General features: G+C 59.0%; 14 protein-coding genes. 9 read left to right on the top strand and 5 right to left on the bottom strand.

What is annotated here, in order from left to right; genetic code table 11:
- A partial coding sequence (locus H4684_RS05275; RefSeq protein WP_318779613.1) for an aldehyde ferredoxin oxidoreductase N-terminal domain-containing protein occupies nt 1–737 on the bottom strand: 737 nt, incomplete at its 3' end.
- A 106-nt stretch (nt 738–843) separates the two neighbouring features.
- Here H4684_RS05275 and H4684_RS05270 point away from each other — a divergent pair.
- Both H4684_RS05270 and H4684_RS05265 read left to right on the top strand, forming a co-directional pair.
- Entirely contained in the window at nt 844–1452 is a 609-nt protein-coding gene (locus tag H4684_RS05270) for a hypothetical protein (RefSeq protein WP_192623070.1), read from the top strand.
- The gene (locus H4684_RS05265; protein WP_192623069.1) at nt 1449–2222 is read left to right on the top strand and encodes a septal ring lytic transglycosylase RlpA family protein; all 774 of its coding nucleotides are present in this window, start codon (nt 1449–1451) and stop codon (nt 2220–2222) included. Before H4684_RS05270 ends, H4684_RS05265 begins: the two co-directional genes overlap by 4 nt.
- Here the strand turns inward: H4684_RS05265 and H4684_RS05260 are convergent.
- Nucleotides 2209–2502, bottom strand: a complete 294-nt coding sequence (locus H4684_RS05260) for an integration host factor subunit alpha (RefSeq protein WP_092190258.1) — start codon at nt 2500–2502, stop codon at nt 2209–2211. The genes H4684_RS05265 and H4684_RS05260 overlap by 14 nt on opposite strands.
- Nucleotides 2503–2681: 179 nt before the next feature.
- On the opposite strand from H4684_RS05260, the gene H4684_RS05255 reads away from it, so the two are divergent.
- The 7 genes from H4684_RS05255 to malQ all read left to right on the top strand — a co-directional run bounded on the left by H4684_RS05255 (nt 2682) and on the right by malQ (nt 11954).
- Nucleotides 2682–3716 (top strand): elongator complex protein 3, encoded by a 1035-nt coding sequence (locus tag H4684_RS05255; RefSeq protein ID WP_192623068.1) that lies wholly within the window; start codon nt 2682–2684, stop codon nt 3714–3716.
- Nucleotides 3713–5038 carry a 30S ribosomal protein S12 methylthiotransferase RimO gene (gene rimO / locus H4684_RS05250; protein WP_192623067.1) on the top strand — a complete coding sequence of 442 codons (1326 nt, stop codon included), beginning with the start codon at nt 3713–3715 and terminating at the stop codon, nt 5036–5038. The genes H4684_RS05255 and rimO overlap by 4 nt, the downstream gene beginning before the upstream one ends.
- A gap of 159 nt (nt 5039–5197) precedes the next feature.
- Nucleotides 5198–6979, top strand: a complete 1782-nt coding sequence (locus tag H4684_RS05245; RefSeq protein ID WP_092190263.1) for a 30S ribosomal protein S1 — start codon at nt 5198–5200, stop codon at nt 6977–6979.
- A gap of 92 nt (nt 6980–7071) precedes the next feature.
- Nucleotides 7072–8154 (top strand): aminofutalosine synthase MqnE, encoded by a 1083-nt coding sequence (mqnE, locus tag H4684_RS05240; protein WP_192623066.1) that lies wholly within the window; start codon nt 7072–7074, stop codon nt 8152–8154.
- A 120-nt stretch (nt 8155–8274) separates the two neighbouring features.
- A complete protein-coding gene (locus H4684_RS05235) occupies nt 8275–8418 on the top strand; it encodes a hypothetical protein (RefSeq protein ID WP_167364135.1) in 144 nt (47 codons plus the stop codon).
- Nucleotides 8419–8547: 129 nt separating this feature from the next.
- Nucleotides 8548–10449 (top strand): 1,4-alpha-glucan branching protein GlgB, encoded by a 1902-nt coding sequence (gene glgB / locus H4684_RS05230; protein WP_192623065.1) that lies wholly within the window; start codon nt 8548–8550, stop codon nt 10447–10449.
- Entirely contained in the window at nt 10446–11954 is a 1509-nt protein-coding gene (gene malQ, locus H4684_RS05225; RefSeq protein WP_192623064.1) for a 4-alpha-glucanotransferase, read from the top strand. The genes glgB and malQ overlap by 4 nt, the downstream gene beginning before the upstream one ends.
- A 75-nt stretch (nt 11955–12029) precedes the next feature.
- Here the strand turns inward: malQ and H4684_RS05220 are convergent, their stop codons facing one another.
- The 3 genes from H4684_RS05220 to H4684_RS05210 all read right to left on the bottom strand — a co-directional run bounded on the left by H4684_RS05220 (nt 12030) and on the right by H4684_RS05210 (nt 12966).
- Nucleotides 12030–12347, bottom strand: coding sequence for a TusE/DsrC/DsvC family sulfur relay protein (locus H4684_RS05220; protein WP_015775122.1), 318 nt, complete (start codon nt 12345–12347; stop codon nt 12030–12032).
- Between the two features lie 199 nt (nt 12348–12546).
- Nucleotides 12547–12717: a hypothetical protein gene (locus H4684_RS05215; RefSeq protein ID WP_192623063.1), complete on the bottom strand. Its 171-nt coding sequence runs from the start codon at nt 12715–12717 to the stop codon at nt 12547–12549.
- Between the two features lie 30 nt (nt 12718–12747).
- Nucleotides 12748–12966 carry a hypothetical protein gene (locus H4684_RS05210; protein WP_092190271.1) on the bottom strand — a complete coding sequence of 73 codons (219 nt, stop codon included), beginning with the start codon at nt 12964–12966 and terminating at the stop codon, nt 12748–12750.
- Nucleotides 12967–13054 lie beyond the last annotated feature (88 nt).

The raw sequence follows: 13054 nt of genomic DNA, 5'->3' as shown, positions 1-13054 counted from the left end.
AGAACGGCGGTGCCGAATCCGGGCAGGCCCTGGCTGGTAACGGGATGATTGCGCAGCACGTCGACCCATTCCTTGCGGGCTTCCTTGAACAGTTCCTCGTTGCCATAGACGGTCTTGGCGTTGGCGTCGCCGTCAAGGATGATGGCCTTGACGCCCTTGGAACCCATGACCGCGCCCAGGCCGCCACGACCGGCGGAACGGGAGGGCAGTCCTTCGGGATCGGAGAACTGGATGGTGGAGGCGCACAGGCACTGCTCGCCGGCGGGTCCGATCAGGGCGGTAACGGCCTTGTCGCCGTAAGCGGCCAGGAGTTTTTCCTGGGCGGCGTAGTTGCGCATGCCGGTCACTGCAGAATCCTTGAACACGACCTTGTCGGCGGAGATGAAGATCTCCTGCATGGGGGAACCGGCCTCGGGCTTGTCTTCGAGGATGACGGCCAGAAGATCGAGCTTGGGCAGGGTGTGCGCGAACTGTCCGCCGGAGTTGCTCTCCTTGATGCCGCCGGTCAGGGGCGACTTGGCGCCGACGGAAATGCGGCCGGAGTTGGCTGCATTGGTCGGGGCAAGCACGCCGGCCGCGAAAATCAGCTTGTTTTCGGCGGAAAGCGGGTGACAGTTTGCCGGGACTTCCTTATTGACCACTCTTGAGGTCAGGGCACGACCTCCAAGACCGGCCAGCTCGCCGAGTTCTTCAAACTTGAAGCTTTTGGTTCTGGTATTGATGCGTAGGATTTTCATGAAGACTCCTTGAAGGTTGAGCGCGGTTGCGCGTGTTGAACTTGCTTTTAGGTGCATGTTAGCAGACAGTCTTCATGGAAAGTCAAGAAAAAAGGGGGTTTATGTCATGGAAGGCATAACTTGTGCGGCGTCAAATCAATTGGTTCTGACCATCCCGGAAACTTCCGCCAAAATCTGGCACGGCCTGCTCAGACGCGGGGTGGGCATCTTTTTGGAACAGGCGGTCAGCGTTCGTGATTTCATGACCGAAATTCTTGGTATGGAGTTGGACTATGCGACCAACAGCGTACCGGGGCTCTTTCTCAACAACGCGCCCGTTGACGAATGGCGCGAGGAGCTTGTCGGCGACGGCGACGAATTGGGCATGAGCGGGACCATGCCGGGCCTGTGCGGCATCGCCCTGCGCCGGTCAAGTCCCATCCGGGCCTTTCGCCCCGACCTGGTCAGCCGGCACGACGATGAGAAAAGCAAGGGCGGAGTGGCCGTGGTCAAGATGTTCAATTTCGTGGCGCTGGATTGCTTCAAGCCGGTCCTGAAGCGCGGGGTTGTCGTCTCCCCGCAGGCTGTGTTGCAATACGTGGACGATCAGCAGATCGATCTGCAAGAATGCGATTGCGAGTGGAACGGATCGTCCGCGAGTCCCTCCGAGGTGCGCGAGATTCTGGCTGGAGCGTGCGAGGACATAACCCTTGTGGTAAGGATGAACGCTGCATGATCCCGGACATGTTCCGGGGACGTGGTGGTTGCGGATGGCTGGCCGCGTTGCTGGCCATCGCGCTTTTGTGCGCGGGTCTGAGCGGATGCGGCTCGAAGTATGTTCCCGGAATCAGCATTCCTCCGGCCCCATCGAAGAAGACCCCTCCCGCGCCTGCCGGCAAGGGAGGAACATACAAGCCCTACACCGTGCTCGGGCAGACCTATTATCCGCTGGGTTCCGCCGAAGGGTACTCCGAAACGGGGGTCGCCTCCTGGTATGGTTCGGATTTTCACGGCAAGAAGACGGCCAACGGCGAGCGCTATGATATGTATCAGATGACGGCCGCGCATCGCATCCTGCCCATGCACACGCGTCTGGTGGTCAGGAATCTGGACAACGGGCGCACGACCGAGGTGCGGGTTAACGACCGCGGCCCGTTCGTGGGCAATCGCATCATCGATCTGTCATATGCGGCGGCGAGCGTTCTGGGAGTTGTCGGCCCGGGCACGGCGCGGGTCAGTTTGCAGACCATTGCCGGACAGCGCATTCAGTATGTGGGACCTTTCTATGTGCAGTATGGGGCGTTCGTGGTCGAGGAAAATGCGCGCAGACTCAGATCGCGTCTTGTTTCCCGGGGCTTTGCGGGCACCAGGATCGCGAAAGGCGAGTTGCACGGCACTACGTTCTGGCGGGTGCAGGTCGGGGCTTTCTCCAGCCTTGGCGAAGCGGAGTCGATGCGGCTGCGTTTGACCAAAGAAAGCCCGGGGTGCTTTATTATTGCGGATTGAGCTCGGCTCGCAGCTTACGCGAAATGCGGAAGACCACAACCTTGCGCTCGGACAGGATTATGGATTCGCTGGTCTGGGGGTTGCGGCCCTTGCGCGCGTCTTTTTCGTAGGCTTCGAACTTGCCGAATCCGCTGATGAGAAGGGAGTGGTCTTTCTTGACCGCTTCCTTCATGATGTCGAGCATGGTTTCAACCTGCGCCTTGACCTCGGCACGATTGCGCTCCGACTTTTCGTAAATGTTGTCGACAATTTCTGCTTTCGTCAGCGTATTGTTGCTCATCAGTCCTCCTGGTCCGGGAAGCTCCCGGATGACGATATGTCTATCTTCCTGAAATAAATGCGATTTTTGGAAGAATGGTCGTAAGTTGCCGCTTGAAATGGCTATTCTTGAATGTGCAATATCCAACGTAGGTTTTTTTTTCAAGCCTAACAGCTTGTTTTTTTTTCTTTTTGGCAAATATGACAAAAATTTCCAGGCATCATTTTTCCCATCCTGAACCGTCGCAAAAGAGACTCAGGCTTCTTCCGGTTTTTTTGCCTTTTGCCGGCTGTCCCAGCCGTTGCGTTTTCTGCGATCAGCATGCCCAGACAGGGCTTGGGGGCCTTCGGCTTGAAGACGCCCTGGATGCGCTGAGCGAACGTCTGTCCCTGGAAAGCGGGCCATTTGGGCTGGGATTTTTCGGGGGCACGTTCACGGGCCTTGATCCTGCCTGGCAGGAACGGTTTCTGGAGCTTGCGGCGCGTTTCGCGGGGCCGGGTGGCCTGGTTCATTTGCGCGTCTCCACGCGCCCCGATCGCGTGGACCTTGAATCCCTCGGGCGGTTGCGCGAGCACGGCGTGTCCATGATCGAGCTTGGCGTGCAGACCTTCTCTTCGTCCGTGCTGGAGGCGAGCGGGCGCGGCTACGACGGGGCCGTGGCCGAAAGGGCCTGCGCCATGGTCCGGGAGGCCGGCCTTGAGCTTGGCATCCAGCTTCTGCCGGGGCTGCCCGGACATGATGCGCTCTTGTGGCGGGAGGACGTGCGCAAGACCCTGCCCCTGGGCCCGGACGTGGTGCGCATCTATCCGTGCGTGGTGGTGCGGGGCACGGGCCTTGCGGACATGTACCTTCGCGGCGAATACGCGCCCTGGCCGCTTGAGGCTGCCGTGGAAGAGACCGGTCGTGCGTTGCTTGATTTCTGGAAGGCGGGAGTGCGGGTCATCCGTCTGGGCCTTGCCGGAGAACCGGGATTGCTCGAACGCCTCCTGGCAGGCCCCTGGCATCCGGCCTTCGGCAACATGGCGCGCTCTCTGGCCTTGAGGCTTTTCCTGGAGGAGAGGCTCGCCGGTCGGGCTGGGCGGGTGACAAAAATTTTTCTGCCCTTACGTTTCGGTGGCGAGCTTTGGGGGCATGGCCGGGTCAATGCCGAGGCGTTGGCCCGGCTTGGCATCGTAAGGGAAAACGTGAATTTCTGGTCCGAGCCGGACATTGCCCTGGAATTGGAGGAACAATGAAACAAGTGCGTATACATACCATAAGCCTGGGCTGTCCCAAGAACCAGGTGGACACGGAGTGGATGCTGGGCGGGTTCGGCTCGTCCTTCGTCAACGCCGCCGAACCCGAGGACGCGGACGTTGTGCTGATCAACACCTGCGGCTTCATCGAGCCCGCGGTCAGCGAATCCCTTCAGGTCATTCTCGACATGGCGCAGCATCTGACCGACCTTGATCCCCGGCCCAGCCTCGTGGTCACGGGTTGTCTGGTCTCCCGTTACGGCCAGGATCTGCGCGGCGAGTTGCCGGAAGTGGACCTTTTTTTGGAAATCGGACGCCAGGGAGAGCTAGGCCAGCGGTTGCAGGAGCTTGCCGCACTGCGGGAAAACGTGCGGCCGGGACTTGAGTCCGCTCTTGGCGGGTTTTCGGCGGCGCGTCTTTTGACCACGCCGCCAAGCTTTGCCTATCTGAAGATCGCGGAAGGGTGCGACAACCGTTGCCGCTTCTGCACCATCCCCTCCATCCGCGGCCCGCTGGTCAGCCGGGACGAGGCGCGGATTCTCGACGATGCGCGTCGCTGTCTGGACCAGGGCCGCAAGGAGCTGGTGCTCATTGCCCAGGATGTGACCGCCTATGGCCGGGATCGGGGGCACAAGGCACTGCGTGGCCTGCTTGAAAAGCTTGCGCCCTTGAACGGGCTTGAATGGATGCGGCTTATGTATCTGTACCCGGCCGGGCTTGACGGCGACCTGCTGCGCTTTCTGTCCGAGCTTGGCAAGCCTTTCATACCCTATTTCGACATCCCGCTGCAGCACGCCCACCCGGACATCCTGGCCTCCATGGGGCGCCCTTTCCAGCGCGATCCCCGGGCCGTCGTGGAGCAGGTCCGTGAATTTTTCCCCGAGGCGGCGCTGCGCACGACTTTCATCGTCGGCTATCCCGGAGAAACCGAGGAGCGTTTTCGGGCTTTGGAGTCTTTTGTGCGCGAGGCGAGGTTCATGCATCTGGGGGTTTTCCCCTACTACGCCGAGGACGGATCCGAGGCGGCGCTCCTGCCGGAGCAGCTGCCTGACGAGGTCAAGGAAGAGCGCCGGGACCGCATCATGCAGATGCAGGCCGAAATCAGCGAGGACCTGCTCGCCGGATTCGAGGGGCAGGAGCTTGACGTACTGGTGGACCGGGCTCATGAGGAGTGGCCCGGGCTTTACGAAGGTCGGGTCTGGTTTCAGGCCCCGGAGGTGGACGGGATCACCTATGTCAGCGGCGATATTGTCGGGCCCGGCAAGATGGTCCGGGCCGTGATCGAGGAGGTCAAGACATACGATCTGGTGGCCCTGGCGTAAGCGCCGAAAGGGGTATGAAATGCGTTTTTCGCTAAAATGATTTTTGATCTCAATGTATTATATGCATGATTTGGATATTTTTCCGGAGATTATTCTGGTTGTCAAGGTAGATTCACTCTGCTAGGACTGCCCAAATTTATTTTGTTAGGGGGTAAACATATGAACAACACTCAAACCACGCCAGAGTCCATGAATGATTTCGACATGGAGATGGATTTTGAGTCTCAACTCGAGAACTATCTCAACTCCGATTTCGGTGACATCGAAGAGGGAGTGATCGTTTCGGGCGAGGTCGTGAAGATTGATGACAGCTACATTCTCGTGGATGTCAATTTTAAGTCCGAAGGTCAGATTCCGCTCGATGAGTTCATGGAAAACGGCCAGGTGACCGTCAAAGTTGGCGACACAGTCGACGTATATGTTGTCCGTAAAAATGAGCGTGAAGGCTCCATTGTCCTGTCCAGGGAAAAAGCCAAGCGCATGCAGGTCCTGGACGAACTGGAAAAGCTGCTCGACTCCGGCGATGTCGTGGTCGGCCGCATCGTGCGCCGCATCAAGGGCGGCTATGTTGTTGAAATCAAGGGGATCGAGGCTTTCCTGCCCGGCTCCCACGTAGATCTTCGTCCGGTTCCGGACATGGATGCCCTGGTCAACCAGGATTTCGAATTTCGCGTGCTGAAGATCAATCGCCGCCGCAGCAACGTTATTGTTTCCCGTCGTGTGCTTCTTGAAGAAGATCGCGACCGCAAGCGCGGCGAATTGCTGACCACCCTCGAAGAGGGCCAGTCCGTCAGCGGCGTGGTCAAGAACATCACCGAATACGGTGTGTTCATCGACCTCGGCGGCCTCGACGGTCTGCTGCACATCACCGACATGTCCTGGAAGCGCATCAAGCATCCCAAGGAAATGGTCCAGCTGGGCGACGAGCTGACCCTGAAGGTTCTTTCCTTCGACAAGGACGAAAAGAAGGTTTCCCTGGGCCTGAAGCAGCTGGTCATGGACCCCTGGGCCAACATCTCCGAGAAGTACCCCGAGGGCCACAAGCTCACCGGCAAGGTCACCAACCTGGTCGACTATGGTGCGTTCGTGGAGCTGGAAGCCGGAGTCGAAGGCCTGGTGCACATCTCCGAGATGTCCTGGACCCGCAAGCTGCGTCACCCCTCCCAGATGGTCCGTCCCGGCGACGAAGTGGATGTCATCATCCTTGGCGTCGACGTGGACCGCAAGCGCATCTCCCTCGGCATGAAGCAGGTCGCTCCCAATCCTTGGGATCTGGTGGCCGAGAAGTACCCCGAGGGCACCATCCTTGAAGCCAGCGTCAAGAACATTACCGAATTCGGTCTGTTCATCGGCATCGAGGACGGCATCGACGGCCTGATCCACGTGTCCGACCTGTCTTGGACCAAGAAGATCCGTCACCCCAACGAGCTCTACAAGGTGGGCGACGTTGTCCGCGCCAAGGTTCTGACCGTGGACAAGGAGAACGAGAAGTTTACCCTGGGCATCAAGCAGCTGGCCGACGATCCGTGGCTGGACGTGCCCAACCGCTACCCCGTGGGCACCATGCTGACCGGCACCATCACCAACATCACGGACTTCGGTCTGTTTGTTGAGGTCGAGGAAGGCATCGAAGGTCTGGTTCACGTCAGCGAGATGAGCAAGAAGAAGATCAAGAGCCCCAAGGAAGCCTTCAACGAAGGTGACTCCATCGAGGCCAAGGTCATCCATGTCAGCGCCGATGAGCGCCGTCTGGGTCTCTCCCTCAAGGCGCAGGAGCCCGAGCGCAAGCGCAGCGGTGGCGCCGGTGAATTCCGCACCACTCAGAGCGGTTCCATGACCGGCAGCAACCTCGGCGACATGATCCGTCAGAAGATGGAAGAGAATGCCGAAAACGGCTCCGAGCCCGAAGCCGAGACCGAAGCCGGGACCGAAGAAGAATAGCCTGACGGCAGCTTCGTGCCCGATATCCAAGCATGACGCGAGGCTGCATCCGTAAAGGGTGCGGCCTCGCTTTTTTTTAAAGGACCATGAAGATGATTGAAAGCAGACTCGACAGCGCCGCCAAAAAGCGGCTGGCCACGTTGAAAGCCGGAGAGCGCATCGACCCGGAGTTCGCCCTGAAAATTGCACGCGACGCCTCGGTGCACGAGCTGGGCGAGGCGGCCCTCAAGCAGCGCCGGGCGCGGCACGGGGACAAGGCCTACTACGTCTACAACCAGCATCTGAACTATACCAACGTGTGCCGTAACCAGTGCCGCTTCTGCGCATTTTTTAAGAAGGCCGGGGAGGAAGGGGGCTACACCTACTCGCTGGAAGAGGCCAGAAAGCGCCTCATGGACCGCATCCACGAGCCCATCCGCGAGATCCACATCACGGGCGGTCTGAATCCGGATCTGCCCTATCAGTACTACCTCGATCTTTTGGCCCTGTGCAAGGAAGTGCGCCCTCAGGCCGTGGTCAAGGCCTTCACCGCCGTGGAAGTGGCTCACTTCGCCGACACTTTGGGCACGGACGAGGCGACGGTGCTCCGCGAGATGATGGCTGTGGGGCTGGATGCCCTGCCCGGCGGCGGCGCCGAGGTCTTTTCCCCCGCCATGCGCGAGCGGCTGTGCCCGGAAAAAGTCACCGCCGATCGCTGGCTGCACATTCACGGCCTTGCTCACGACATGGGCATGAAGACCAATTCCACCATGCTTTTCGGGCACATCGAGTCCTGGGAGGACCGCATCCATCACATGGAACGCCTGCGCGCCGCAGAGGACGAGAAGCCCGGCTTCATCGTCTTCATTCCCCTGGCCTATCAGCCGCACAACAACGAACTCGGTGCCGCCGGCCCCACGGGCGAGGAATACCTGCGCACCATTTCCGTGGCACGCCTCTTTCTGGACAATATCCCGCACATCAAGGCCTACTGGGCGTTTTCCGGCATCAAGGCCGCGCAGATGGCGCTGTGGGCCGGAGCCGACGATTTCGACGGCACCATAGTGGAAGAGAAGATCGGTCATGCGGCGGGCGCCGATTCGCCCACGGGTATGACCATCTCCGAGCTGGTCGAGACCATCTCGGCCACGGGTTTTACCCCGGTTGAGCGGGATACCTTCTTCAACGAACTGTAGATTTCCGTCTGCCCGTCGCCACAGGCCGGATCGGGCGTTTTTCCTTGACTTTTTTGGTCAAGATATGGTTGTGAAAAGTTCCACATACGAATTTCTGGGACACGTTACGAGGAGGGAGTCATGCTGGGTGAGCTTTTTGGGAACATGCTGCACAGTACGGTGCAGGGCTTCATCGGGGTCATCGGGATTTTCACGTATCTCGCGGCCATTGTCATTGCGGCGATTTACCGCATCAAGGAAGGCATGAAGGAAGGCCATCATTAGAAAGGCTTCCTTGCGGGATTTTTTAAGCGCGGCTCTGTCCGCGCTTTTTTTATGTCCGATCCTCATCCGGCCTTGCCAATAGACCTCTCTCTTCCCTATCGTGATAGTCAGAATCATCGGAGGTTATTCATGGACGCAAGGCACAGTCTCGGCGATCTCGACATTTATCTCTTCAAGCAGGGGCGGCATACCCGCCTGTACGAACATTTCGGAGCGCACCCAGAGTCCCTGGGGCCGGAATCAGCAGGAACACGTTTCGTGGTTTGGGCCCCCAACGCCGCGTTTGTCTCGGTCATCGGGGATTTCAATGCCTGGGACCGCAACGCCGCGCCCATGACCATGCGCGCGGACAGTTCCGGAGTGTGGGAATGCTTCGTGCCCAAGGCGAAACACGGGCAGCGCTACAAATACTATCTTTCCTGGCCTGGCGGTGAAGGGGAGCGGGCCGATCCCTTTGCCCTTTTAAGCGAGGAGCCTCCAGCCACGGCTTCCATCATCTGGGACCTGGATTATGTCTGGGAGGATGGGGATTGGATGCAAACCCGCTCCGGACGCAACGCCCTTGACAGCCCATGGTCCATTTACGAGCTGCACCTGGGATCCTGGCGGCGCGACGAGCACGGGAACTTTCTCGGCTATCGCCAAATGGCTCATGATCTGGCGGCCTACGTCAAGGATGCCGGCTTCACCCACGTGGAGATCATGCCCGTGGCGGAGCATCCTTTTTACGGCTCCTGGGGTTACCAGAGCACGGGCTATTTTGCGCCCTCCAGCCGTTACGGCAGCCCGCAGGATTTCCGTTACCTGGTCGATGTCCTGCACCGCGAAGGGATTGGGGTCATCCTGGACTGGGTCCCCGGACATTTTCCCACGGATGTCCATGGATTGGCCAACTTTGACGGGACGGCCCTGTTCGAACACGCCGACCCGCGTCAGGGTTTTCACCCCGAATGGAAGAGCGCAATCTTCAATTACGGTCGCTACGAGGTGGCTGGATTTCTCATCTGCAACGCCATGTACTGGATCCGCGAGTTTCACCTCGACGGGCTGCGCGTCGATGGTGTGGCATCCATGCTGTATCTTGATTATGCGCGCCCGCATGACGACTGGGTGCCCAACCGCTACGGGGGGCGCGAGAATCTCGCTGCCATTGAGCTTCTGCAGGAACTGAACAAGGCCATCTACGAGGAATTTCCCGATGTGCAGACCATAGCCGAGGAATCCACGTCCTGGCCCATGGTTTCAAAGCCCGTCTACTTGGGGGGGCTGGGGTTCGGGCTCAAATGGAACATGGGGTGGATGAACGATTCCCTGACCTACATGGAGCTTGATCCGATTTTTCGCAAATTCCACCACAACCTGCTCACCTTTGCCCTGTGGTACGCCTACGCCGAAAACTTTGTCCTGCCTCTCTCCCACGACGAGGTGGTCTATGGAAAGAAGTCGCTGCTTTCGAAGATGCCCGGGGATTACTGGCAGAAGATGGCTGGGCTGCGGGCCCTTTTCGGTTACATGTACGGGTTGCCGGGCAAGAAGCTGCTCTTCATGGGCGCGGAATTCGGACAATGGCGCGAGTGGAATCACGATCTTTCCCTGGATTGGGATTTGCTGAATTTTCCGGCTCATGATGGAATCCGCGCCTGGGTCCGGGACCTGAACCGGGTTTACCGGGAATGCGGGGCCCTGCACGAGCTTGATTTCAGCCCGGAGGGGTTTGCCTGGGAAAACTGTCATGATTCCGACCAGAGCGTGCTGAGTTTCTTCCGCAAGGACAAGGCGGGGCGGTCGGTCCTGGTGATCTGCAATTTTACCCCGGTGCCCCGCGAAAACTATGCAGTGGGCGTGGACACAGGCGGCACGTGGCGCGAGATCCTGAACTCCGACAGCCATGCCTACGGTGGCAGCGGGGCGGGCAACATGGGGCAGGTCCGGGCCGAGCCCATTCCCGTGCACGGGTTTGCCTACTCCGTGAACCTGATCCTTCCGCCCCTGAGTGTGCTCTTTTTTCAACCGGCGGAGGGTGGCGCATGACTCTTGCGCGAAGATGCGGGGTGCTGCTGCATGTCTCTTCCCTGCCAAATCGGCACGGGGTCGGTGATTTTGGCCCCCGCGCCCATGAATTCATCGATTTTCTGGCCGATGGCGGGCAGGAGGTGTGGCAGATGCTCCCTCTTGCGCCCATCAATGCCGGAGCAGGCAATTCTCCATACAGCAGCTACTCGGCCTTTGCCGGGAACACGCTTTTCATAAGCCCCGAGCTTTTGGTGCGCCAGGGCGTGCTCCGGTCCCGGGACGTGGAGCCGCCGCCGGATTTTCCCCAGGACCGTGTGGACTACCGGGCGGCTGCCGCCTGGCGTGAAAAGATTCTGGAGCAGGCCTTTGACAATGCATTTCCCGGCTTGCGCGCGGACTTGGGCTTTGACGCCTTCTGCCGCAAGGCGGATTTCTGGCTTGACGACTACTGCCTGTTCGCGGCCCTGAAGCGTGAGCACAACGGGGTGCCGTGGCTGAGCTGGCCGCGCGGTGTGCGTCTGCGGGAGCCTGACGCCCTGGAGCGGGCCCGCGAGCGCCTTGGGTACGATATTTTGCGGGAACGCTATTTTCAGTACCTTTTCAGCCTGCACTGGGAAAATCTGCGCGATTATGCGGCCACGCGCGGGGTGTCCCTGCTCGGGGATGTGCCCATCTACGTCAGCCTCGACAGCAGCGACGTCTGGGCGCACAGGGAGCTTTTTGAGCTCGACCGCGAAGGCCTGCCCATCTATTGCGCCGGCGCGCCCCCGGATTATTTTTCCGAAACCGGGCAGATGTGGGGCAATCCCGTCTATGACTGGGCTTTTCAGGAAAAGGACGGTTTTTCATGGTGGGCCGAGCGGCTGCGACACGAGAGCGAGCGTTTCGACATGATCAGGCTTGATCATTTCCGGGGATTTTGCGGGTTCTGGCAGGTGCCGGCCTGTGAGCCCACGGCGGAAAACGGACTCTGGATTCCTGGTCCCGGGGCGCGGTTTTTCAATGCCATGAAGGAGCGGGTGCCGGGCTTGTGTATTCTGGCCGAGGACCTGGGCGTCATCACCGAGGACGTGGTCGCGCTCATGAGCGAATTCGGATTTCCCGGCATGAAGATTCTGCAATTCGCATTTTCACCGGACATGGGGAAAAGCGCCTACATTCCGCACAACATGCCCGTGCAAAGCGCGGTCTATACCGGCACTCATGATAACAACACCACTCGGGGCTGGTTTTCGGATGAACTGGACGAGGAGGGGCGGAGGCGATTTTGCGATTATGCAGGGCGACAGGTGTCTGCGGATAGCGCGACCGACGTCATGATCCGCATGGCGCTCGGCAGCGTGGCGGCCCTTTGCGTCATTCCCATGCAGGATTATTTGAACCTTGGCGCGGATGGTCGGATGAACATGCCGGGAGTCGCGGGTGGCAACTGGGGCTGGAGATTGCGGCCTGACATGGCCACGAGGGAGCTGGCGGAAAGAATGCTTTTTATGGCCCGGATTTATGGACGCACGGAAGGCTGATCCATGCGTACCGGGCTGGCCAAAGCATAAAAAAAACCCTGCGTGAGCAGGGCTTTTTTTGGAAAAACAGCTGAATTAAACGCAGCCGGTGGGCTTGGGCAGGCCAGCCATCTTGCAGGCGCCTTTGCCGGGGCCGGAGGGGAAAAGTTCGTAGATCTGCTTCAGCTTGTAGCCGGTGGACTTGGAAAGAATACGGACCATGGGGGCAATACCGTTCTTCTTGTAGTAGTCCTGCAGGAAGTCGAGGATCTGCTGGTGAGCTTCGGTGATTTCGGAAATGCCTTCGCTCTCCTTGACGTATTCAGCCCATTCCGGACCCCAGTCTTCAAACTTCAGCAGAAAACCGTCTTCGTCGATCTCGAAACTTTTACCCTTGAATTCGATCATTGCCATGCTCAATTCCTCCTTAGATGTTGTTCCTCAAAATTTTTCCTTCCGGAAAAAGAGTTTGCAAAGACTCCCCCTATGGGGAAGGACTATTTTTGTCAATGAGAGTCGGCATCCTTCCCCGTCAAGTCAACACTACCGGCCTCTCTAGCAGATAGGGGACTACACTTCAACAGGAAAGACGAAAGTCGACCCGGGGGAGAGGCTACTTGAAATCCCGGATAATTATCTGTTCCTTGCGCATTCTGCACCAGGTGGGGCGCTCGTCTGCTTCAGGGATGGGACGCTGGCTCGGGGGCCCGACATTGCAGACCCGCTGACCTTCCACATAGCTGAGCAAGGGACAATTCGCGCATTTGGTCACGACGAAAATCATGTTTTTTCCGTGGTTTATGAAGTTTACGCCCTAGACGTCGGCGGGCAGGGGGATTTCATGACAGTACTCGTCCCACTCCGCGCAGGCCAAGCCCACGGGCTGTTCGAAACTGGCCTGACAATGGGCGCACAGTATCTTGATGGTCGCATCATTGCCGAACGCTTCCTGCATGGCTTCTTTCGTGTGATGCGCCTCGGTGCGATGTCCGCACTCGGGGCAGGTGGCGGATACGGTGAATTCCTTGGTCACGGAGTTTCTCCTCTTGGATGGTGAATCTGTATCTGGGATGAATGACTCATAAGTACTCGCGGCGTGCGCGTCAAAGTCAAATCCGATA

It is taken from the genome of Desulfomicrobium macestii (genome assembly GCF_014873765.1).
GTDB lineage: Bacteria > Desulfobacterota > Desulfovibrionia > Desulfovibrionales > Desulfomicrobiaceae > Desulfomicrobium > Desulfomicrobium macestii.
The sequence above is the reverse complement of the archived record's forward strand: the minus strand, read 5'-3'. Positions and strand labels throughout refer to the sequence as shown.